Origin of the sequence: Paenibacillus sp. FSL F4-0125 (genome assembly GCF_038008565.1) — a bacterium.
GTDB lineage: Bacteria > Bacillota > Bacilli > Paenibacillales > Paenibacillaceae > Paenibacillus_AQ.
On record NZ_JBBOZJ010000001.1, the window covers coordinates 2,001,892 to 2,026,398 of the forward strand.

Consider the following 24,507-nt stretch of genomic DNA (forward strand, 5'->3'; position numbering starts at 1 on the left):
CAATCAATGGAACAGATAAAAGGTAAAAATGAGTCGCAGAGAAAAACGTTAATTAAAATCTTATCTATAACATTGCTGGCGAATCTGATGTCCGGTTTTTTAGGTTCCACAATTCCGGCATATGCAGCTGGGTTAGATGAATCAAAACAGCTGGAATTCAAGTTTGAAAATAATATTACAGATTCCTCTAGTAACGGGATTCAAGGGATATTAAATGGGACGGCAAATTATGTTGAGGGTAAGGTTGGTAAGGCCTTACAACTAAACGGAACCAATAATTATATTGATTTAGGCACGTCATCGGCATTGCAGCCACAAAATCTAACGGTTTCCTTTTGGGTAAAGCCTGACTCTAAGTTAATAGGTGAACACATGATCATGTGGAACAAGCCAAATGGAAACTGGATGGGAGAAGGGTGGTATTTAAGCATCCTGAGCGATACAGTTCCGTTGAAGCTTTCAACTGGAACAAGTGTACAGGAATCGTATGTTACTGGGGATCGCAGCACGTTCTTTCCCATTGGAGAGTGGACGCATATTGCGGTTACCTATGATAATGCAACAAAAAATGTGGAGATTTATCGTAACGGTCTAGCTCAAAAGGTTATTTATATTAAACAAGGTGGCAGCATTGCAGCAAATAATACGGAACATAAGTATTTGGGATTCAATTCGCCACAGTATGGGGGAGGCTATGCAAAACTGAATGTGGACGAATTCAAGATTTATAGTGTAGCTGCTACGGAAGAAGTGATCCGAGACGTTTATAAAGGGGAAGGCGGCGTAATAGACGAAAAGAGGATTGCACAGCAAGATTTAGATGCAATCGTTCTGCCGGGGACAACTAGGGGCAATCTTACCTTTCCAATAAACGGAGCAAATCGTAGTGCTTTCTCGTGGAAATCATCCAATCCGGATGTGATATCAAATACAGGAGTGCTTACAGATCCAGGGGTAGATACCTCGGTGACTATACAAGCTACTGTAACGTATGGTTCAGTAACCTTAACAAAAACGTTTTCGATTCTTGTGAAAACAAGTAAATATCTAGGGGATTCAGCAAAGATCAAAAATTTCGACTTGGAGCAGGTAGATGTTACCGACCCGTATTATGTGAATGCCTTAAATAAAGATATTGAGTATTTATTAAAGCTTGATCCGGACCGTCTTTTGTCTGGATTTAGAACCGTAGCAGGTTTACCTAAGAAAGCGGAGCTATACAACGGTTGGGAAGGGAACTGGAGTTATCTTAGAGGGCATAGCCTGGGACATTATTTGACAGCGTTATCACAGGCCTATAAGCAAACGAAAAAGAACCCAACACAGAATGCACAAATCAAGAGCAGAATTGATTATGTGATTAGTGAACTGAAAGTATGTCAAAATGCAAGCAGTAACGGGTATGTTTTTGCAACACCAGAAACGCATTTTGATGTGATTGAAGGAAAGATCGAGGGACAAAGTTGGGTGCCATGGTACACCATGCATAAAATAATAACCGGGCTTGTGGATGTCTATAAATACGAAGGAAATGGAGATGCCTTGGGGATTGCAAGTAGTTTGGGGGATTGGGCTTATCAAAGAACTCAAACATGGAACGAATCAACGCACACTAGAGTCTTGAATATTGAATATGGCGGTATAAACGATGCATTGTATGAATTATTTAAATTCTCCAATAATCAGGATCATTTAACCGCGGCCCATATGTTTGATGAAGACTCTCTGTTTACGTCAATTGTTAATGGGCAAGACGTATTAGCGAATAAGCACGCCAATACACAAATTCCTAAGTTTATTGGCGCACTGAATCGATATCGCACATTAGGTGAGGCAGAATCGTTTTACCTGAAAGCAGCGGAGAATTTTTGGGAAATGGTGGTTAATGACCATACCTATGTAACAGGTGGAAATAGCGAAAATGAGCATTTTAGAGAACCTGGGCAGTTAGATAATTATAGGAATAACATTAATGATGAAACTTGTAACGCGTACAACATGCTAAAGCTTACTAGAGAGTTATTCAGGCTTACCGGTGATATTAAGTATGCTAATTATTATGAGAAAACATTGAAAAATGAGATAATGTCCTCCATTAATCCGGAGACCGGTATGAGTACGTACTTTAAGCCTATGGGTACAGGTTATTTCAAAGTATTTTCAACCGAGTTTGATAGCTTCTGGTGCGATACGGGAAGCGGTATGGAGAATTTTACGAAATTGGATGACAGTATCTATTTTCACTCCGGTCAAGATCTTTATGTCAACATGTACTTGAGTTCGATATTGAACTGGACTGAAAAGGGCCTTCAATTGACACAACAAACAGATCTCCCCCAAAGCGATAAGGCAACGTTTACAATTAATGCGGCACCTTCCGAGGATATTACGATTAAATTCAGATCTCCTGAGTGGGTTGCAAGAGGTGATAAGGTTGCTGTAGCGATAAACGGAACAACATTTAATGGGGAAGCAGCTGAAGGATATATTGATATCCATCGGGTATGGAAGACAGGGGATATCGTTGAACTGACATTCCCTTTAAAAGTCCAAGTATCAACGCTTCAAGATAATCCTGAAGCGGCAGCATTTACTTATGGTCCACTTGTTCTAAGTGCTAGCCTTGGGACAGAGCAAATGGTCGCCATTCCACATCTTGCTTCACAAAAAGCCAATTTGCCTTCGGGCGTGACCTTCAAGGATTACATCCTTATTAAGGATGGTAATGTTAATGATTGGGTCCGTGATATTAACAACAATTTGGTTAAGACGGAAGGAAAACTGGAATTTACCTTGCGGAATACAGATGAAGATAATCACTTGAAATTTACGCCTTTTTATACTTTATACAAGGAAAGATACGGGATTTATTTCTATTTATCCGCATTGGATTCACAGACCTTCCAGAAAAATATTTTGAATAAAAAGACGGCGGCTAAAAAGGCAATCGCTAAAATCGATGAAGTTCAAATTACGAATGATCAGCACGAATTGGCACATAATCTGCAAGGAAATACAGGAGGAGGTTCCTTCGGAGGGGAACAGTACCGACAGGCTTGGAGCGGGTCATCAGGAGCCGCCTGGCTTAGTTATGATATGGCAGTCGATCCTTCTGTTACTAATTATATATCTACCAGATACTATAGCGGTGATAAAGGAAGAACCTTTAACGTTTATGTGGACGGTATTCTTATTAAGGAAGAAACCATAGAAGCAAAAGCCCCTGATCAATTTTATGATGTAAGATATCAAATCCCGGCAAATTTGTTAGCAGGAAAAACAAAAGTAACCGTGAAGTTTGCCAATAGAGGTTCGAGCTACGTAGGCAGATTATTCGGAACGGTTTCCATTTTGAAAGACTATAACAAAAGCACGAACCTTCAGAGTGTCACAGCGGATGGAACGCCAGCAGCATTGACTAATAATCACTATTCCATTTCTGTTCCAAAAAATGCTACAGAGTCATTAGTCAATTTCACTCCTGAAAACGCGAATGCTTTGGTATATGTTAATGGTGTATTAATTGACGATACTGCGAAAAGAAAAGTATCTTTACCAACCGATATGACTACTTTGAACGTTAGAGTGGTAGCTGAAGATGGGGTAACAGAAAAAGCTTATACCGTTAGCATCAATAAGCAAGCAAAAGAAGTAGTAACAGCTACACTTACAGTAGACAGTAGTGTGAAGGCTGGCAGCAGCTTTAAAGTGGGGGTTAATCTAAACAGCGTTACCCAAAGTGTTTATGCCCAGGACATCACTCTAACCTATGATGCCAAAGTATTTGACTATATGCTTGCGGCGGGAGCTAACAACAACATCCAGGTTGTGAAAGAGGATAAGGACACTACCGGGGAACTTCGACTGATTACTGCCAGTATCGGAGGTGTTTCGGGAGCGAGTAAGCCGGTTCTGGATCTGACCTTCAAGGTGAAATCAGGTGTTCAGAACACGAGCGGGACGATAGCCGTGAGCCGGGCGGAATTAGGAACGTCCGAGGGAGCCGTGATCCAGGCGGCATTGGACCATAAGGTCATTTCTGTAGGGAGCATCGATGTAGGCGTAGACAAGACCGCGCTGAACGCAGCGATTACGAATGCGCAGAACTTGTTTAGCGCCGCAGTCGTGGGTACTCTGCCTGGCCAATATCCGCAAGCGGTCAAAGATGCGTTCGGCATTGCGATTAACGCGGCCAAAGCGGTTAAAGACAACTCGAGTGCGACACAGTCTCAAGTTGATGGAGCCGTAAATGATCTGCTCCGTGCGGTGGATACCTTCAAGGCAGCAATAATTAAGGAGGGATCCGCAGATCTAAACAACGACGGAATTATCAGTGTAGGTGACCTTGCAATCGTCGCTTACCATTACGGCAAGAACGCCACCAGCCCTGATTGGGCGAAGGCCAAGATCGCTGATCTGAACGGTGACCTGAAGATTGACATTACGGACCTTGCGATCGTCGCCACCAAAATATTGGAATAATTTATTAGTTTAATCCTTCATTTATATAACAGGAGCAGATTGCTATAGGCGTCTGCTTCTGTTTATTGAGGGGATGCTTGATGGATGATTCATCAGAAATGCTTCCTAACTTCTCAGAGAATTGTAGCGGGAAGGCACGAAGATAGAACAGCGTAACCTAGAGGAGTTTCATTCAGAGAATAGCAGACTTTTGTTTTATTGAATGTTGTATACCTGCACAAAAAGATCGTCCAGCTGATCTTATAGGACCCTGGACGATCTTTTTTATATTCTTTTTTATTAGTAGGCGTTGTTGCTTGATATCACCATCCATTTAGAGCACTGGGAATGAGGCAAACCTCCTTGAATGGGGAGATTTGACGCTTATAATATTAACCATATAAATAAAATGACAGTAATAGATTCAATATTGCTGATCAAGTAACTGTTCTAAATAATCTATATATAATAGGTTTGCCAGAAAAACATAAAAATCGTCTTGTTCCCTTTTAGTAGAGGGTGTCACTGGTTTATAAATTTCAATTTCGCCTAGTTCGGTTTGAAACTTTTGTACGCTCTCCCACATCGGCTTCACCTCTACAACATAAGTATGTTTATAGCAGAGGGAAGTATTAGAAGAATTATTACAAGTTGTCCTAAACTACACGAGAACCTACAGTCAGCAAAAACCTTTTCTGATGTCTAAAGAAGACCGTTTACTTTTAACTTAATCATCCATCAATCAACGAAATGATCATCGCTCATACCAATGAAACCGAGTATAAGTCATTTATTTCAAATAAAAAGAATGAAGCGCTCCAGTCCCGTATGATTGTTATGCCTGTTCCGTATAACCTCAGGGTATCGGAAGAGGAAAAAATCTACGCGAAGCTGATCGCTCAGAGTGATATGAATCATGTGCATATTGCACCGCATGCGCTGCGTGCCGCTGCGATTTTCTCGATCCTGACCCGTTTGAAAGAAAGCAAAAAACAAGGCATGGATCTGATCAAAAAGCTCCGCATGTATGATGGTGAAGAGGTCGAGGGCTACAAAGAAGCAGATCTCAAGGAAATGCAAACGGAGTATTTAGATGAAGGTATGTCCGGAATTGATCCGCGGTATGTTATCAACCGGATTTCCAGCGCTTTGATCAAAGGTGATCTGCAGTGCATGAACGCACTGGATGTGCTGCGGGCAATTAAAGACGGCCTGGATCAGCATCCATCGATTACTAAAGAGGAGCGGGAGCGTTATTTGAACTTCATCTCCATTGCCCGCAAAGAATATGATATTTTGGCAAAAAGCGAAGTGCAAAAGGCCTTCGTCTACTCCTTTGAGGAATCTGCTAAGACATTATTTGAGAATTATCTCGATAATATCGAAGCCTTCTGCAATTGGTCCAAAATCCGCGATCCGCTTACGGATGAGGAAATGGAGCCGGATGAGCGGTTAATGCGTTCGATTGAAGAACAAATCGGTATCTCTGAGAATGCGAAAAAAGCGTTCCGGGAAGAGATCCTGATCCGGATTTCCGCGTATTCACGCAAAGGGAAGAAATTTGAGTACAACAACCACGACCGCCTGCGGGAAGCGATTGAGAAGAAGCTATTCACAGATCTCAAGGATATTGTCAAAATCACCACCTCGTCCAAAACGCCGGATGAAAGCCAGCTCAAGCGGATCAACGAGGTATGCGCCAGACTTATTGACGGGCACCATTATTGCCCAATTTGTGCCAATGAGCTGCTGAAGTATGTGGGAAGCTTGCTGAATCGGTAAGCATCAGGATGAACATAGGGTAGTAAGTATAAGAGATATACAATGAAAATGAGCTATGCTCGAAGTCGATTATGACGGAGCAAGCTCATTTTTTTTGTTATATAGATACAATTATTAACTATATATCCTTCGTACGAAGATTTTTATATTCCTTTGGAGTAACGCCGCTGTATTTTTTAAATACGGTTGAGAAGTATTGTGCACTAGAAAATTGGAGTTTTGAGGATATTTCTGTGATGGAGAGTTCTGTATTACATATGTAATTCATGGCTTTATCAATTTTTGTGATACAAAGATAATCGTTCACCGATATATTCACGTATTGTTTGAAAATTTTCGATAGGTATCGGGTAGTTATATTACAGTTGCTAGCGATATCGTCTAGTGTGATATTGTTTTCTACATTTTGTCTAATGAAATGGATAGCTCGAATTGCTATGGGATTATTTATTCTGAATACTTTACGAACACTTTTTTCAATCTCGCGAGATAATAGAAACAGTAATTCGTAGATATAAATATTTGCTAGCGACTTGTGGTACATATTTACTTCAGTATTTACTTCTTCGCAAATACGATCCACACATGAAAGAATCTGTTTCGTATATGGATGGAAGGTATAGGCTATATGTCTATCTGACATATAATGTAAAAATCTGATATATTCATTTACTTTGGGGTCTGCTGCAATAAAGTTTTCCGGAGAAAAGTGAACTTGTAGGAAGACGGCTTCTTGATCTGATTTTACATGAAAAGAGTGAATCATATGAGGGAAGATGACCATTATTTCACCTTTATGAACGGTAATCCTCTCACCATTAATAATGATGTCACATTCTCCTTCTTTCATTAAACAGATTTCCAGATTCTCATGGCAATGAGGTCCAAAAAAATAACCTGGTTTCAAGGTGCGCTCTAATGCATTATAGATTAATTCCTGATCAGACTCATGATATAAGAGATCAACAACTCGGTTCATAATAATCGCCCCTGATAGTATTCAGACATTTGTGTCAAAATTCACCACTTATTATCACTCAGTGTATCATTGAAACTATTAACATTCCAGAACTAATGTGGGGCGTATGGGTAGAATAATAATTGATTTTTAGTTCTGTATTTCAAACGGATTTTTCAATATTGGTTATATTTTGAAAGTATAAATCGAATAAAATTGTTAAAATCAAAAATGTATTTGAAAGCGTTTTAATTTATATCCAATAGACTATTATAAGGGGGAAAGGTACGATGCGAAAAAAGGTTGGGAAAAAGATTTATCGATTCATGATTTGGATGATGATTTTTTTAATGGCTACAAGTCAATCAATCATATATCCAAGAAGTACGTCTTATGCTGCTGAAGGAGAAATTGGTGATTCGTTAAGTGCAGTTCACGAACAAGTAATTAAACGTATTTCTCCAACAAATGTTCAAACTTCCGTTGGTGAACCACCAGAACTCCCTTCGGTAGTACAAGCAGTTTACAACGATGATTCCATCGGCGAAGTAATGGTTAGCTGGGATGAAATTGATCCTTTAAGTTATGCGAAGGTGGGCACTTTTAACGTAGAGGGTAATGTTAAAGCCTCGGATGTCAAAGCAGAAGCGACTATTACGGTAACGGATACACAAGAGGGTACAATTGAAGAGGCGAACATAGAGGACTTCTTAAATGACATCAAATTAAATGTTCCTGAGGGTCAAGGGGCAGTATCGTATACGAATAATTATCAGTCAATGGAACCGGAACCAATGACGTTCGTTAAAGGAGCAGGAACAACTTCTGTAAATAATGGACTAACCATTGCGATAACTAAAGTGGATGGCGGTGGAGCCATTGCAACATGGGATAAAGCTCCATGGCTATCTGCCGGAATTATTGATACAACGATGCGCTATACAAGTTCAGTTTCAAGTAATGTTGGTTTTGTTATAGGATCAAATGATACGAATCAAGGGGTGTCTATCCGTTACGATGCCAATACAGATTGGGTAATTCAAAGTCCGGATGGTTCAGGGAATTGGGAAGTATTCGAGGGTCCTGAACTGAAAACAGATATAGATTATCGAATACAAATCGGCTTTCATGGTACGAAGCTCGTGGTTATAGTAGACGGAGTGACATACTACAATAAGGATACGGATTTATTGAATCAGTCGACAGGGATTGGTCAGGTAGGTCTATATAAACGTTTTGCAACAGGAAATGTCTCTATTAAAGAGTTACGTATTGCAGGTGTAGGTGTGAAGGATAAACCTTCAAATGTCATTGATTATGTACAAGACTATGAAGATCCTAATTATATACCTCATTGGTCAGGTTTAAATGCTCAAGTAGTGACCGATCTTACGGGTAATAAAGTTCTTTCTCTGAAAAAAGGATCAAAAGAACGAGGTGTAGATCTAGATTCCCCACAAATTCAAGAGGGTACACTCTCGTTAGATTTCAAGCTGATTAATCCAGCAAAACTAAGTAGCGGTCAAGGCTTTGCGTTTGGTTTTAGAATGAATGAAACGGCGAGCATATTCAATGAGATTGGGGTTGACCCAAGCATCTGGATACCAGAGTCTAACTCGGGTTGGGGAAGTAAATTAAATATTCCTTACCCGATCCAAGGCAGATGGAATAATCTCATGTTCAATTTTAAAGGGAAAACAATCACGGTATTTTTGAATAAAAAGGAGATCGGTGATATTACTTTTGCGCAATTCTCAGAAGTAGCTGGGTACTTCGGTCTTCGAATTCGAAGTACGGTAGAATTGCAGATAGATAATATACACTATACAAATCAGATCATAAAACCCAAACAAATTATTCAGTATAGTAATGATTTTCAAGACAGTATAACAGGCGACTGGAGTAACGGTGCAACGTCTACCATTATTACAGAAGGCAGCAACCGAATTCTAAAGTTATCTGGTCTGAACGGTGAAACATGGAATACTGATGCTCCGCTCCTACAGAGCGCGACTTATATGGCTAGTGTGAAACCTACGAATACTAATATCGGATTTGCTATTGGTAACAATGCTCTAATTACATTTGATGGTGCGAAATGGATTTTGAAAAAGGGTAACACCATCATTGATTTTGTTGCATCTGGTACTAGTACTAGTAGTTCAAATCCTAAACCTTTCGTCTGGAATAAAGTGGGTTTACAATATTCCGACTCCTCTGTAACCCTAAGCATTAACGGGGCTGAATTGTATGCAAGCTTACCGGCAGGACAGCAATTCGGAGAAGGACGTTTTGGGGTTGTTGCTCAGGATACCATATATATCGATAATATTCTTTTTACCGAAGAGTTTATGGATATGAATACTTCTACACAAACGGACAAAATGATTTACGAGGAATATTATGAAGGTAATTCTCAGCTTAATTGGGATGGGTATCATGCGGCACCGCAAGTTATAGATGGATATTTGACAGGGACTATTGATGCTGGAGCAACTGCTTTTAATAGAGATATAACAGCAGTATCTAATGGAATCTATCAAGTAAAAATGAAGAGTGACGGTGAAGTTGGTGTTAAACTGGGCAATATCACCATATATCAAGAGAGCGCGGGAAAATGGAAATATCAGTTGGAAGGTAGCGAAGCTGCCATTGGCAATACTGATGCCATTGCAATAAGCAAAGATTATATTTTACGTGTGCAGGTCATTGAGAAGGAATTAAGCCTATATATAAATGGAGTATTGGTCGGTAATGTACCAGTATCTGCATATTCCCCAGGAGCATTTGGCTTATATAACACAACTGATGCTGCAATTAAGGTGAATGTAGATGCAATAACCGCAGAAGAAATCAGAGTATACCAACCAAATTATTCGGCACAGAATTGGGGCTCACTGGATAGTAGTAATCCGGTGGTAGAGAGTAACGGAGATGGTCAAATTCAATTGAACATGCCAGGTGTAGCACTAGCCGTGGATAAGGATAGCCCTAAATTGATGGATCAGAAAGTTACTTTTGATTACAAAACAAATGTAGATGCTGGAGCAACTGGTGGGCGATATGGATTTATATTAAGAGGATCCACGGATAATGCATATGTATCGGTTAATCATGACATTAACGGCGTTTGGAAATTGTTTGCAAATGGAAACGAGGCTACTTTCTCAAACTCATATGAGATGCTAGCCGATACACTTTATCATATAGAACTTCGTTTAGTAGGAACAACCATAAGCTTCAAGATTACGGACCCCGATGGCGTGACAACGGATATGGGATCGGTATCTGAAGAAGAAATGACTATGCAGCCAGGTTGGCTTGGACTTCGATCTTGGTATGGAAGTAAGAAGATGACGGTGAGCAATGTAAAGATGGTAGAGCTAGAGTCACTACCTAAGCTTCAGGTTGCCTCAGAGACAGATACGATCACTAAAGATGGTTTAAATGTTACAGTATATAAAGATTTCCCGGGTATTGTTGAATATCAAGTGGATGAACGCAAACTACAGGCTAGCGAGGAGCAAACGAATAGTCTGAAGATCAACAATATGGATTATGTGCCTCGCACCATATCTAATAAAGTGAGCGATAGTAAGTATCAGTATACAATGATGATTGACGAGATTGGTGTTGTCATCGAAGCACATATTGAGGCGAAAGCGAATCATGTCGTACGTTTTGAAATTGACAAAATAACTGAAAAATCGGATGGGTTTGTTGTCCGTTCGATACAAATTAACAATTCTCTAATCCATGTGAATAGTGCTATGGAAAACGCAACGTATGCATGGAGTAAATCGGATGGAGCATGGCATGGATTAACAGAAGAACTCGTCGATAATATGAACCTCATGAAACAGAGCAGCGCTTCAGGCGTTACGATGGCTATGTTGAGCGGAAATGGCTTAGGAGCATCGATCGAAGACAATGTAATCAGCGGTGGCAATAAAATGATTGTGACCACGGAAAAGAAACCACTTGTCAATAAAGTGACAGTGAAGCCGGGTACTTGGACGTATCGCCATCTTCAAAGTAATGAAACGGAAGAGCTGCCTTGGTATGAGGTAGTTGTGACGAATGATCAGAATAATGACAGTAAAACAGATTGGCAGGATGCAGCTGTTGCTTATCGGACGCATATTTATAAGGAGCCATTTGGTGCTCGAGATATGCAGAACAATATGATGTACATCGCATTCAATTTTGCTAGCCAGGCAAATGATCCTTTCTTGAATTCGTTGGATACAGGTAAAATTCTGTACAACTATACAGATGGCTTTGGGCAAATGATTCTTCATAAGGGGTATCAAGCAGAGGGTCATGATGATGATATTCCATCCTATTCTAATATTGGTGTGAGGCAGGGTGGATTGGATGAATTAAACTATCTCATCAATGAGGGAGATAAGTATAATCTTAATGTGGGTGTTCATCTCAATGCAACAGAGTATCAACTTGATGCTAACGAGCTGAATTATTCCAACTTAAATGGTGCATCATCAAAAGGGCCAACAGTAGATAAGCTCTCTGGAGGCTGGGATTGGATTGATACGTCTTATTATGTTGATCAGACGAAGGATGTCTTGAGTGGGAATCTAGAGTCACGGTTCAAAAGCTTATTTAATCTGACGAAGGATTCTTTGAGCCCGAATGATCCTACATTAGACTTCTTCTATATTGATGTGTATACAGGCAATGATTACAATGCCTATAAATTGCTGCAATACGCTAATAATCTTGGACTAAAAGTAGGAACGGAATTTGCCGGCCCATTAGAGCCCGGTGTGGATTTTGTTCACTGGGGTCCAGATTTAGGATATCCGAATAAGGGGAATTCTAGCATTCTATCAAGAATAGTGAAGAATAATCTAGATATTTTCGTTGGAAATGCCTTATTCAAAGGACAAAAAATACCAGGTGTGACCACGTGGGGAGATTCCAAACCGGATGTACAGCAAGGTGTAACTGTATTCTTTAACGAAGTATTACCTACGAAGTTCATGCAACATTTTGGTGTTATGAAATATGAAGAGGATCAAATTACGTTTGATAACGAAGTGATCTCTAAGAGAAATAAATTAACGAATATGATTGAGTTATCTAAAAATGGCAAGCTCATATCTTCTTGGAAAGATACGGGGACGACAACAGACGAATCAGAGCGTCATACTGGTGAAGCGAATTCGTTAATTCCTTGGGTTTGGGATATGAAGACCAATAAGATCTTGGGTTTAAACGAAGGTGCAAGACTATATCACTGGAATACAACAGGCAACGCGACAACTTGGCAGTTGACGGATGAATTTAAAGATGTGAGCCAATTCAATATGTATGAGCTGACACAACAAGGCAAAGTGTTAGTCGATACAGTTGTTGCTCATGATGGATCTCTCACGATAAATAAGGCTAAGAAAAATACACCTTATGTGCTTTATCCTACATCAGCGGATGCTCTAGTATTGGTCCCTGCTGCAACAAATTGGGGTGAAGGCAGTCTTATTAAGGATTTCGCCTTTAATTCTGAGCAATTGAATGTTCCAGGTTCCTGGACAGCTGATGATCTAAGTAATATTACAATCAAGACAGTGCAAGGTGATCGCGAATACGATACCAGCAAAGAAATGAACAAATCGAATTGGAATAAATACGCTGAGGTTGGAAACAAAGCGGGTATCTTGTCTCAGGAAATTAATGGACTACAGCCTGGTGAGGATTATACTGTCGGGGTGTGGACTCAGACGGAGAAAGGAAGAAAATCTTCTCTGCAGGTTACAATTAACGGTAAAACCTATTCTAATCATGTGACAGGGCAGGACGGTATCCATAACTCATCCTTCAAGTATGTCGATACAACATGGCAGAGAATCAATGTTGAATTTAAGGTTCCTGAAGGTGTTACTACTGCAACAGTGAAGTTGCTAGCTGATTCAGGAGTTGGTACTGTACAATTTGATGATGTTCGTATTTGGAAGCATACGTCAGTGGAGAAGGATCCTACGAATAAAAATTATGTTGTGTATGAGGATTTCGAGAATGTGTATGAAGGTTGGGGTCCATTTGAGTATGGTGGTGGGTCTAGACAAATTCATATTGCAACTGACCAAAGTAATCCACACGATAACAATCCTATCGTTCAGGCCGCTGAGAACAAAGTTGGTCCTGTGATGACTTGGGTTCTGAATGGTGAGAACTCGCTAAAAATGAATGAAACAGATGTGGGTAAACTCATTAAAACAAACGAATCTAGCGTGAAATTGAAGCCAAATAAAGAATATGAGTTAGGATTTATCTATACTTCAGAAACGAATGTTGGTTATGAAGTGTCGGTACAATCACGTTCTTCAAAAGAGATTGTATTAAAGGAAACGCTAGGTAATTTAACCAATCCAGGCAATAAAGCTGGAGAAAATGGCGGTTATATCACATTCAAGCAAAGCTTTACAACCGGTAATCAGGATGATTATCAAGTGATTTTCAAAATGATTACCAAAGGTTCGGGAAAAGCTACATCTGATTTTGCTTTTATTCTAGATGATTTTTATATTAAGGGAAGTAATCTAGACATCTCTAAAGATCTTCTTCAACAAACGATTACCGATGCAGCAGCATTAAAGAGTTCAGATTATTCATCTGAAACCTGGGCAATCGTTGCGGCTGCTCTGGATAAAGCGGAGAAGATTCTGAAGGATCCTAGCGCTACGATTACTTCACTAGATGAAATGCGAGTAGAGCTTGAAAATGCGATAAAAAGTCTTGAATTCGCTCTTAGCATTGTAGCTATAGAGGGTGTAAAGATTGAAACAGAAGTTGGCTCCGCGCCGAAACTGCCTGCGGAAGTAACTGTGACCCTGAGCAATCATACGATACAGAAAACGTCGGTTGTATGGGATGAGATTCATTCTTCGAGTTATGCACAAGCGGGGAGCTTCCAAGTAAAAGGCACGGTTGCTGGGACTGATATGAAAGCAATAGCGATTGTAACGGTCAAAGCAAAGGATAGTAATCAATCAGAGACAGATCCTAGCAATGTTTCTAACCCAAGTTCTAATCCAAGTTCAGGTGCGAAACCGGAGGCAACTCCAAATCCAGGAACCGGCTCAGATCAAGGATCTGGAATTAAACCTAAATTCTTTGTTGATACCGTGGGTCACTGGGCAAATAAGGATATTCAGGCTTTGGTGAGTAAAGGTATCTTGAGGGGTGTCACAGATCAGAATTTTGCTCCGGACAAGACGATTAATCGTTCTGAAATCGCAGCGATCCTGGCACGAGCTCTAGGTCTTGAAGTAAAAGGGTCAACATCATTTAAGGATGTGCCGCAAGATAAATGGTACAGCGATAGTGTTATTGCTACGGCAGATGCTGGGTTGATTAAAGGGTATGAAGGTAATTTGTTTGATCCGACGAAACCTCTAAGCCGTCAGGAAATGGCAGTTATTATGGCAAGAGTACTTGAATTGAAGGGGAAATCTCCTAAAATATCAGATGCTACGCAAGCTGTACTAGCTACGTATATAGATGCGGATCAGGCAGGGATATGGTCTAAGCAGGCATTGGCTACTTGCATCGAATTAGGTCTAATCCAAGGGACCCCTGATCATAAACTCAATCCGAAGAGTAATCTGACTCGTGCGGAAGCTGCAGTCATGATCAGCAGATTATTAACGTATTTAGGTTAGGTGAATCGATAGCGAAAATTGCATACATTATTCAGTTGAATCAAAGCAACCGTGTTCTCAATAGAGAGCAGGGTTGCTTTTTTGTTGTCTGTCGAAATGAAATCGATCGTCTACCATTGAGCGTTGAGATTCATTTCTATTATTTACTTCACTTTTCCCTACTAAGTACACTCTATTTTCACACGCGAGCTTTTAATTCATTCGCTACACTTGATGTTGAATATCCACTATCTTTGAAGCAAAGGGAAGGAGGGCTACGTAGCTGAACTAGCCTGTGAGGTGCTGAAGCATGAAGGCTTTGAGGTTGATGACCATTATAAGTATTATGGAATTTCGGTAATAAGGGCGGATTTATTTTTGGTGAAATAAGGAGGATGGGTTAGATGATAAGACGACGCATCAGCTGCACGGTTCCTCAGCTACACAGGGGAAACTGATATCGGAACTGAACCGAATAAGTATGAAATTCAGTTCACCCCATCAAATGAAGATCATGGATTACAGGATCTGCGCTTGATATGGTGTAATGAAGATAGTCCGACCCATTCTTGGATTGGTTATCTCGATCAGGTGTCTCTGCTCCCATCGAATGCTGTCGTTCCACTGCCTAACGTGGAGGAGTCCTTGGCTGTTGATCTAGGTTCAGGTCTGATGACAGGAACAGGTGAAAGTCAAGTATCACCTCAAATGCATACCACACGTTCTCAAGCCGCAGTTCTATAGTATCGATTACTAAAGCTACTTTAATAATGAAAAAGGGATGGAGTGGCTTAATCAGGCCGCTTCATCCCTTTTTTTTGCGCTTATTAAAGAGAATGAATAGGGGGTGAACACAGCTCAGCAAAACAGGAACAATCCTCCACGCTTGCAGTTGATATAATGAAATCACCGTACGGGGGAAGGTTGGTGCTGCACTTGAATTACAGTAAAGATATAGAGAAATGTGTTGAATATATTGAAGCTCATATCAAAGAAAATATTACAGTAGAAGAAATAGCCGCTGAGGTCGGATATTCGGTGTATCATTTTTGCCGAGTGTTCAGCTTATGCAAGGAAATGTCCGTGATGGAATATGTGCGGAGCCGGAAGTTATCTTTAGCGTCGATTGAATTATTTGCCGGTAAAAGGATCATTGATATCGCGCTGGACTATGGTTTTGAGACACAAAGCGGATTTACTAAGGCCTTTCGTAAGGTTTTTGGCTATAGCCCGACACAATATGCCGCACGGATGGACGGATTTACTAAAGGAACAACACTATTCGAAATCGGAGGTTTTATAATGAACCCTGTTATTGTTCGCAAGCCTGCTTTTAAGGTCGCTGGTTATGGGATTCAAACCAATGTTGCGGGAAGTATGTACACCAAGGATATTGCTTCTTTTTGGAGCCATTATGAAGGTGAAAATCTGGAGTCCAAAATGTATAAAATACTAAACCCACCTAAACACGGAGAGGTCGGTTTGTGTATTCCTTCTTCGGATAATGGCAATGCCACCTATCTTCTAGGTGTTATTGTAGAGGACTACTCCAAGGTGGAAGAGGATATGCTGACGATGGATGTACCGGAAGCTGAGTATGCCGTGTTCACAACCCCGCCAGTGGATACTTCAACGGATACAGAGCAAATACAGTTTGCACAGGTTATAAAAAGCACTTGGAAGTATATCTTCGAAGAATGGTTTAAGGACAGCGGCTACGTCTATGATGATAGTAAGCTGGATTTCGAATTCTATGACGAACGCTGCCACTCGCGGCCGGATACGGTGATGGAGATTTATGTTCCTGTGAAAAAATCGACCTAATCATGTGTAAGGGCAAATGCTGCTCGGTGATGATCGTAACTTCAGGGAATGTTTGGACTTTCGGTCGCTGTTGTCTCTGGATTTATTGATTATTCCTTAGCGGATTAAATCCAGAAACAAAGGCGAAGGCTACGCTCCTACAGTTCCAAACTTCCCCTACGTTACTTTTACCTCAGCAGCATTTGCAAAGTTCAATTATTCGGTCGATACGGGGTGTCGACGTAGAAGGTCCGCAGCGGGTTACACGCTGCGGGCTTTCTCATTTATTTAGCTGAAAATGAATTGATTAGGACAGGATTGACGTTTATCCCCTCCCGTAGTCTAATAGATTAAATAGACGTGTAACTTGATAATCTAGGGGAGTAAACAGATGATTAGAGAAGTGCCTGCATTTCCATGCATTACATACCTCAATTAGGGCTCACAGGGGATACTGCAATTATAAGCTATCTTGTGGTAAGCAATGCCATTAGGAGTAAGGGCATTGGACGGATGCTTGAGGAATATTGCACTGATTTAGCTAGAAAAAGAAACTGTGACCGAATTCAAGTTCATTGTCACTCTAGAAGAACTGATGCGCATAGATTTTATGCCCGTCAAGGATTTACTGAGGCTCCGAAATATTTTTCAAAGATGTTAAATGAATCCGAATAATCAACAGACCAAATAAAGAGCGGCAGACCAGGGACGTACTACGCGTCCAGTCCTGCCGCTTTATTTTTCAAGCAATAGAGCACTATTCACTTATTCCTCTTTTAAATAAACTTCCGCTGTACCTTCTTGCCATCATACGAGAACCGCGCCTTTTTGTCCTCCACGACGGTCTGTAGATGAACGGTCCGTCCCCATAACGAATAGATATGCGGGAGCGTGCGCTCCAAATACTTCAGATCCAGCTCGATACTTTCATAGCGGTGGGTGATAAATAACTCGCCATTCTTCTCGAAGTCGGCATCCTCTATGACCAAGTAAGGTGACCCGCCATTGACGCGGGCAAGAACCAGTTGATCCCGTACATTTTCCCATGCTTTGTCGGTGATTTTCCATTCTGGCCCTTTTTTCTCAAAAACATAAAGATCGAGGTCGTTCACCAGTTCTTTGGAAAGATAGCTTCGGATAAAGGAGGTATCAGATTCCAACTCGCGTACCTCAAATATTTTCTCGCGGTCCCAGCGGCGTTCGATGTCTTCAAAGATTTTCAAACCCAGGTAGTACGGATTCAGGCTTTGCCGTGAGGGCTGTACAACGGAGGAATTCAGTTTAGCGTATTCTACGGTTTCTTCAACGGTTAGATCCAGTTCGCGGACGATACGCTGATGCCAGTAGGAAGCCCAGCCTTCGTTCATGATCTTCGTCTCCATCTGTGGCCAGAAGTAGAGCATTTCATCATGAAGCATCGTCATAATGTCGCGCTGCCAATCCTCCAAGACGGTGGAATATTGCTGGATGAACCAGACAATATCTTTTTCCGGCTCAGGTGGGAACGCACGATTTCCGGATGCTGCTTCCTGTGGTCCAGAATTGCTCTTGTCTAGATTCCATAACTCGTCGTACGGATTAGCTGGTTTGGAGCCTCCCGGAGGGGCGTCTTTGAGTTCTCTCATTTTGGCTTCCAGCAGATGGGTCTTACCTAGCTTGCGCGGCTGAATCAGGCTGGGATCTATATGCTCTTGAATGGCCAGCACGGAATCGATGAAGCGCTCCACTGCATCGGTACCGTAGGTTACTGAATAGCCGGCGATCCGATCCGCTGTAGCCGACATGCTCTCGACCATATCCCGGTTGGACATGGAGAAACGCATATTATTTTTGAAAAAATCACAGTGTGCCAGCACGTGTGCGACGATCAACTTATTCTGAATCAGCGAGTTCCCGTCGAGCAAGAAGGCATAACAAGGGTTGGAGTTAATGACGAGCTCATATATTTTACTCAGCCCGAAATCGTATTGGGATTTCATTTTGTGAAACGTCTTTCCGAAGCTCCAGTGACCAAATCGAGTCGGCATTCCATAAGCACCGAATGTATAAATAATATCGGCAGGGCATATCTCATAGCGCATAGGATAAAAATCCAAGCCAAAGCCAGTAGCTATTTCCGTAATTTCAGCAATCGCCCGCTCCAGCGCATTAATTTCTTCGCTTGGCATGATTCTGTGCTCCCTCCTATAATTCTGTAGATCCAACCTGAATAAACCCTCACGAAATGGGGTTTGGCTTCAAATAGATGGGTCGATCAATGTAGTTCATATTATGTATATGGGTAGGGGAGGGGCAATATGACGGGAGGGAGAATCCGTTATATATCTTTATGATTTTCTCAAGGTGATTCGTAAGTAGCTTGCAGTTATCAAAATACCATCATATTAATTATCGTGGAGAATTATTAATTCGATAGAAGAATAGAATGGTTATGGCGCACGAGTAGTGAAAGGTGGTTGCGATATGACATTAAAATATCCGGAACGTGTTACGGCTTCTATGATTCGAGTATTTAATGGTAATGAAGTCTTATTAATACGTCATTCTACAGAAATTCAATTTGGGGACTCTAAGGAACAGCTTGGTATGGTAGTTATGACTAATCCAGGCAGTTTTGAATTTAATAAAAGTCCAGGATGGAAGGCATTTAAAAATGGAGAAAGTTCAGAAGATGAATTTAAAGCCGTTAATACTCCTGACTTAACCATGCGTAATATTATAAAAGCAATAAGGAGCGGGTACGAAGGATTTTCTGAACCGAATGGGATATTGCGTGTGTACAATCTTTCGAATGTCCGTCAATCTAAAGGTGGGAAGGCAGAAGAATGTCATGATCGAGCTAAGAAAGTCCTAGCCCCTGAGAGACTATACTTGCTGGAGGATTCTATAACTCATTCTCGAGAGGCATTTCTGGATGAGTGCAACAGATCGAGTTTTGTTATTATGGGATTTGTAAACAAAGTATTTGACGAAAAGATGAAGCAGATTATGGATTGGTCAGAACAAATAATACATCAACGAGTATGCGCCGTTGATAATAAAGGACGTTTATCACATCCTAGACGATGGATAACGGAGCCCTACTTAATGAACAAGGCAATTGAGTCATTACAATCGGTATTAAAGGATCGAACGAATGGTTAACATTGACATAACAACAAACACAATAAACCGGCGAGATACATTCTCGACCGGTTATTTTTGTTCTCCAAAATTAAGCACTTCATCGCATGAGTCAGTCTTTGTTGAAAACTGTGTATATTACTTTCTGAAATTTCCATTGACGCAGATTTAGTTTTCGAGGTATATTAATCATTGTTTTAAACGCTGTTTAATTGTATGTCGAGATGAGGAGAGTTCTATGACGAAGGAGAAGATTTTAGACGCAACGCTGCATTTGATTAAGTCCGAAGGGATTGATAGTGTCACTATTCGGATGATTGCTAGTGAAGCTGGCACCAATGTGGCGCTAATTAATTATTATTTCGGGTCGAAAGACAAGCTTATGCATGAAGCGATGAAGACAGTCCTGGAAACATTCCGCTCGGCGTTTGACATATTTGATGTTGTGGAATATCCGCCTATCGAACGGCTGAAACAATTTATTTTGAAGTACGCCTCATTTCTTAATGATTATCCTGATTTGCTCAAGCGAATTCTTGGCCATGATCCACTGTTTGAATCGGTAGCCGAATATGTACATTTTATGAAACAACAAGGGTTCGAAAAATTAAGCGCAGTCATGACAGAAGTGACAGGTGTTACAGATCCAAAGACCGTATTGTTGATGACACAGCATATGTTTGCTGCCATTATGTCACCGTTCACCAAAGTGTCTGCTTCTAAATGTCAGCCGAACAATCACATTCAATCGTCGTTACTCGATATCCCTATATCGATTGAGGAGAGTATCGACTTGTTTTTCGAGCATTATTTTCACAAATATTCAGTCAAAACTTAGAAAGAAGAGGTATCACAATGACATCAAATGCTTCAACAAAACCCCTTACGCAGGAAGGCGACACGTTCTCTCTGAAAGCTATTCTGCCTCCACTGCTTGCGATAATCGTCGGTATGATTATGGTTATTCTGGACAGTACAGTTGTTAACAATGCAGTTCCTAAATTAGTGGAATATTTCAATACTGATCTAAAGACAATTCAATGGGCGATAACGGGTTACACATTGGCACTATCCGCAGTAATTCCGCTTGCCGGTTGGATGACCGATAAATTTGGATCAAAGCGTATTTTCCTTGTAACGATTGTGCTGTTTACGTTAGGGTCTGTTCTGTGCGGCTTAGCCCAATCACCTGAACAACTGATTATTTTCCGTATTATTCAAGGTCTAGGCGGAGGTATGGTTGCACCGATCGGGATGGCAATGGTATTCAAATTAGCTCCGCCTGAACGTCGTGGCTCTATTATGGGTGTTCTTGGAATTCCAATGCTGATGGCGCCAGCTTTTGGTCCTGTAATATCCGGTTATCTTGTCGATTACGTGAGTTGGCACTGGATCTTCATTATCAATTTGCCAATTGGTATTGTGGCCTTCATTTTGGGTAAAAAATACTTACCGAAGACTGAACCGCAGAAGTCAACACATCTTGATATTCTCGGGATGTGTCTTGCTCCGATCGCATTCGCTATGCTTGCTTATGGTGTGAGTGAAGGGGGAGCAGATTGGTCTTCAACAGGTGCTATTACAGGCTTAACAATCGGTGGTATCGCATTAATATTGTTCATAGTGGTAGAGCTTAGACAGAAGTATCCTTTGCTTGAACTGAAGGTGTTTAAATCATCTGATTTCACACGTGGTATTATTCTTACTTGGATCGTACAGATGGCATTGTTTGGCGCTACGCTGATGATTCCGTTGTATTTACAGAATATTAAAGGATATACCGCACTTCATACCGGTTGGATCGTGATGCCGCAAGCGTTGTGCGCCGGTCTTATGATGCCGATTAGTGGCAGGTTGTTTGATAAAATTGGAGCTCGTCCACTAGCGTTCTGTGGGTTGAGTGTTATCGCCATCGCGATGTTTATACTATCAACGGTAAACGTGGATACACCGATTTGGATGGTTATCGTGTCGGTGTGTGTGATGGGGTTAGGGATGGGATCAACGATGATGCCACTTAATACACATGTATTAAACTCAGCTCCACGTCATTTGGTTAGCCGTGTGACACCGTTGACTTCAGCAGCGCAACAGGTTGTCGTATCGTTCGCAGTAACAGGTCTTACAGCTTACCTGACTTCTCATACAAATACTCACATGGCGACAATCGGAAAGACAGGTAATCCACAAACTGCCTTAGTAGCTGGCTTTGGAGATACATTTTTCCTGACCGCTTGTATCGTATGTGTTGGTATTGCTATGTCCCTTATCCTTCGCAAGCCGAAGATACAACAAGTCACAAAGAGTGGCGAAGAGGTAGATCCAGCTATGATGATGGGTCACTAGTTAATAAAAAGCCCCCCAAGAAGGTCACTTTATCTAAAGTGTCTCACTTGAGGGGCATTTCTTTACGGTGTCTTCCTATTCCCGCCAACGATCGAGCTGTTTCTGGATCACCATACGTACTTTATTAATCCCTGCTTCATACAGCTCATGGTTGAATTTCGGGAGAATGGTATCGACATCGACACTGCCTGTCATGAGGCTTGGATAATACTTGCGCCAGACAATCTCAATGTTATCAATTTGCTCGCTTATCTCTGACAGATCGGGCGTAAAGCCCAGTACTTTGGACTCCACAACCTTGGAGTTGTAGATGCGGAATTGTTCCCACTTGTTTAGTGGGTCAGGGTAGCTTCCACCTAATGTACTTAAGATAAACCAGTTTCCCTGAGTGTATTGTATGCCAGTGTAGCCACCGTTCGCCTTGGGAAGCGGATTTCCTTGACTGTCTTTTATCGAACTTAGGACAACCTGACCATTCTGATCCAGTGTATAATGAACGCCTTCAATGCCGTATTGAAATAAGTTACGCAGGTCAGGATCGGTATTCAATAGGTTTAGAAATTTGATGCTCTCCACAGGATGCTTCGTATTTGCCTTCACAACCATCATCCCTCCGCGTACAGCTTCTGTAGTTGCCACCTCGGGTGTTACTGGATTGGTTACAATTTTATACCCCAGATCGTTACTCCAGACGCTCTCAGAGAGTGGACCGCCACTACCAGATTCCCAAAATACCTTTACACCATGTTTCAAGCTTCCTGGTTCTCGCAAAGCGGCGTCTTGATTAATGAACCCTAATTGATAGTAACGTCTTAACGTATCCAATATATGTTTGGCTTCACGGGTTTCGAAGATATTGACCACAGGAGCAGCAGGATCCAGAGATTGGATCATTAATGGGAGTCTGTTGTCCCCTATATATTCGTAGCCGTACATCGCAAAAAAATTGTGTGAGTCTCGATCAAGCTCCATGGGCAAATAATCGGGTTCATTTTTTTGTATCATGCGAAGCAGCGGTTCGAGCGATTCCAGTGTGTTATATTGGTTAACTTTAATATTATATTTTTCTACCAGAGAATCAGGATACATCCAATTCTCGCGTACAGCCAATTCTTTGTTGGTGGGGACGCCGTAGATGAACCCGTCATCCATCTTAGCACCTTTCCAAAATATGGGATCAATAGCGAGGTACATATCTTTGGCTAGATTCATGAAATAGTCATCTAACTTCAGCCATACCCCACGTTTGGCATATTTAGCATAATCCGGAGCAAACGCAATATCAAAAGGACTGTCAGAGGAGATCATTGTATTCATGCGATCAGCATATTCCTGCCAACCAATTTTATTATAGGTTATCGTAATTCCAATTTTTTTCATCAATATCTCGTTAATTTTGTCATTAACTAGAGCAAGATCCTTATCAGGATCACCGATGGTATAATAGATCAGATTTACAACGGGTTCTGTATTAAAGCTCGCAGCGTTCATATTCTGCTTGTTGCAGCCAGTTAACAGTGAAATGAACAGCAGAATAATACCACAGATGAAGCAGCTATATCTATTCATGACACGGCCCCCTAAATCACTTTGCAATATACATCCAGCCTTAACTTTTCATCCGTAAACTTGAGGGAGAGGTACCAAAATGATTTTGAAATTGTGTATAAAAATAATTCAGGTTGTTATAACCAACTGAAAGGGCAATCCAGTGTATTTTCTCATTAGTCGTTTGGATGAGCTCTTGTGCACGATGCATGCGATAGCTCATTAGATACTCTGAGAACTTCATACTTGTTTCTTTAATGAAGATTTGTCCAAGATAGGTACTGTTCATTTGAAAGCGGTCTGCGACGGATTTTAACGAAATATTATGAGCGAATTCTGTTTTAATCATAATTAATATACGATTGACCAGCTTGGATAAGGCATCGTAATGAATCCCCAATACTGGATCAATACTCATAGAGTCCGCATTCACATCTCTAATCGTGCCATGTAAATCTTCGATAATTATTTTTTCAATGACCTCCTGCAGCTTGATTCGGTCCACAGGCTTTAACAGGTAATCCTTCACTCCGCAACGAATGGCTTGCTGGGCATATTGAAAGTCACTATAACCGCTTATAATAATATATTTGGTTGGAAGGTTCACTTCATTTAGCTTTTGGATCGCATCATACCCTAGATTTTTGCCGATACACACATCAATAATAGCAATGTCAGGAATTAGATCTACGGCTTTAAATACAGCATCTTCAGTGGAGTCACTTGTTTCGATTTGTTTGAATCCGTAGTGCTCCCAATCCAGAATACGTTTCATACCTTCCAAAATCTGAGGTTCATCATCCACAATCAAAAGTTTGTACATAT

At 41.0% G+C, this 24,507-nt stretch carries 12 protein-coding genes and 1 pseudogene; 9 read left to right on the forward strand and 4 right to left on the reverse strand.

Annotation, left to right across the window (positions count from 1 at the left end; all coding sequences use genetic code 11):
* Positions 1-6: 6 nt before the first annotated feature.
* Positions 7-4,482, forward strand: a complete 4,476-nt coding sequence (locus tag NST74_RS08715; RefSeq protein WP_341111535.1) for a beta-L-arabinofuranosidase domain-containing protein — start codon at positions 7-9, stop codon at positions 4,480-4,482.
* Positions 4,483-5,199: 717 nt separating this feature from the next.
* Positions 5,200-6,243: pseudogene (locus NST74_RS08720) on the forward strand (protein prkA); the annotation flags it as partial.
* Positions 6,244-6,361: 118 nt separating this feature from the next.
* On the opposite strand, the gene NST74_RS08725 reads toward NST74_RS08720, so the two are convergent.
* Positions 6,362-7,222, reverse strand: coding sequence for a helix-turn-helix transcriptional regulator (locus NST74_RS08725; RefSeq protein WP_042125692.1), 861 nt, complete (start codon positions 7,220-7,222; stop codon positions 6,362-6,364).
* Between the two features lie 269 nt (positions 7,223-7,491).
* On the opposite strand from NST74_RS08725, the gene NST74_RS08730 reads away from it, so the two are divergent.
* The 4 genes from NST74_RS08730 to NST74_RS29960 all read left to right on the forward strand — a co-directional run bounded on the left by NST74_RS08730 (position 7,492) and on the right by NST74_RS29960 (position 17,340).
* Positions 7,492-14,883 carry an endo-alpha-N-acetylgalactosaminidase family protein gene (locus tag NST74_RS08730; protein WP_341111537.1) on the forward strand — a complete coding sequence of 2,464 codons (7,392 nt, stop codon included), beginning with the start codon at positions 7,492-7,494 and terminating at the stop codon, positions 14,881-14,883.
* Between the two features lie 513 nt (positions 14,884-15,396).
* The gene (locus NST74_RS08735; RefSeq protein WP_341111540.1) at positions 15,397-15,606 is read left to right on the forward strand and encodes a hypothetical protein; all 210 of its coding nucleotides are present in this window, start codon (positions 15,397-15,399) and stop codon (positions 15,604-15,606) included.
* A 183-nt stretch (positions 15,607-15,789) separates the two neighbouring features.
* Positions 15,790-16,686 carry an AraC family transcriptional regulator gene (locus NST74_RS08740; RefSeq protein ID WP_341111542.1) on the forward strand — a complete coding sequence of 299 codons (897 nt, stop codon included), beginning with the start codon at positions 15,790-15,792 and terminating at the stop codon, positions 16,684-16,686.
* Between the two features lie 396 nt (positions 16,687-17,082).
* Entirely contained in the window at positions 17,083-17,340 is a 258-nt protein-coding gene (locus NST74_RS29960) for a GNAT family N-acetyltransferase (protein ID WP_149645844.1), read from the forward strand.
* 101 nt (positions 17,341-17,441) lie between these two features.
* On the opposite strand, the gene NST74_RS08745 is transcribed toward NST74_RS29960, so the two are convergent.
* Complete coding sequence (locus NST74_RS08745; RefSeq protein WP_341111544.1) at positions 17,442-18,833, reverse strand: SpoVR family protein; 1,392 nt, start codon at positions 18,831-18,833, stop codon at positions 17,442-17,444.
* A 295-nt stretch (positions 18,834-19,128) separates the two neighbouring features.
* Between NST74_RS08745 and NST74_RS08750 the strand changes: the two genes are divergently transcribed.
* The 3 genes from NST74_RS08750 to NST74_RS08760 all read left to right on the forward strand — a co-directional run bounded on the left by NST74_RS08750 (position 19,129) and on the right by NST74_RS08760 (position 22,134).
* Positions 19,129-19,809 carry a hypothetical protein gene (locus NST74_RS08750; RefSeq protein WP_341111545.1) on the forward strand — a complete coding sequence of 227 codons (681 nt, stop codon included), beginning with the start codon at positions 19,129-19,131 and terminating at the stop codon, positions 19,807-19,809.
* Positions 19,810-20,026: 217 nt separating this feature from the next.
* Positions 20,027-20,626, forward strand: a complete 600-nt coding sequence (locus NST74_RS08755; RefSeq protein WP_341111548.1) for a TetR/AcrR family transcriptional regulator — start codon at positions 20,027-20,029, stop codon at positions 20,624-20,626.
* A gap of 17 nt (positions 20,627-20,643) precedes the next feature.
* The gene (locus NST74_RS08760) at positions 20,644-22,134 is read left to right on the forward strand and encodes a DHA2 family efflux MFS transporter permease subunit (RefSeq protein WP_341111550.1); all 1,491 of its coding nucleotides are present in this window, start codon (positions 20,644-20,646) and stop codon (positions 22,132-22,134) included.
* Between the two features lie 75 nt (positions 22,135-22,209).
* Here the strand turns inward: NST74_RS08760 and NST74_RS08765 are convergent, their stop codons facing one another.
* Positions 22,210-23,703: an ABC transporter substrate-binding protein gene (locus tag NST74_RS08765; RefSeq protein ID WP_341111552.1), complete on the reverse strand. Its 1,494-nt coding sequence runs from the start codon at positions 23,701-23,703 to the stop codon at positions 22,210-22,212.
* 40 nt (positions 23,704-23,743) lie between these two features.
* Positions 23,744-24,505, reverse strand: coding sequence for a response regulator transcription factor (locus NST74_RS08770; protein WP_076121812.1), 762 nt, complete (start codon positions 24,503-24,505; stop codon positions 23,744-23,746).
* Between the last annotated feature and the right edge of the window lie 2 nt (positions 24,506-24,507).

What these genes read in the sequence shown, in the direction of transcription:
- NST74_RS08715 (WP_341111535.1), top strand. Translation starts at nt 7, where the DNA reads ATGGAACAGATAAAAGGTAAAAATGAGTCGCAGAGAAAAACGTTAATT.
- NST74_RS08725 (WP_042125692.1), bottom strand. Translation starts at nt 7,222, where the DNA reads ATGAACCGAGTTGTTGATCTCTTATATCATGAGTCTGATCAGGAATTA.
- NST74_RS08730 (WP_341111537.1), top strand. Translation starts at nt 7,492, where the DNA reads ATGCGAAAAAAGGTTGGGAAAAAGATTTATCGATTCATGATTTGGATG.
- NST74_RS29960 (WP_149645844.1), top strand. Translation starts at nt 17,083, where the DNA reads ATGCATTACATACCTCAATTAGGGCTCACAGGGGATACTGCAATTATA.
- NST74_RS08745 (WP_341111544.1), bottom strand. Translation starts at nt 18,833, where the DNA reads ATGCCAAGCGAAGAAATTAATGCGCTGGAGCGGGCGATTGCTGAAATT.
- NST74_RS08750 (WP_341111545.1), top strand. Translation starts at nt 19,129, where the DNA reads ATGACATTAAAATATCCGGAACGTGTTACGGCTTCTATGATTCGAGTA.
- NST74_RS08755 (WP_341111548.1), top strand. Translation starts at nt 20,027, where the DNA reads ATGACGAAGGAGAAGATTTTAGACGCAACGCTGCATTTGATTAAGTCC.
- NST74_RS08760 (WP_341111550.1), top strand. Translation starts at nt 20,644, where the DNA reads ATGACATCAAATGCTTCAACAAAACCCCTTACGCAGGAAGGCGACACG.
- NST74_RS08765 (WP_341111552.1), bottom strand. Translation starts at nt 23,703, where the DNA reads ATGAATAGATATAGCTGCTTCATCTGTGGTATTATTCTGCTGTTCATT.
- NST74_RS08770 (WP_076121812.1), bottom strand. Translation starts at nt 24,505, where the DNA reads ATGTACAAACTTTTGATTGTGGATGATGAACCTCAGATTTTGGAAGGT.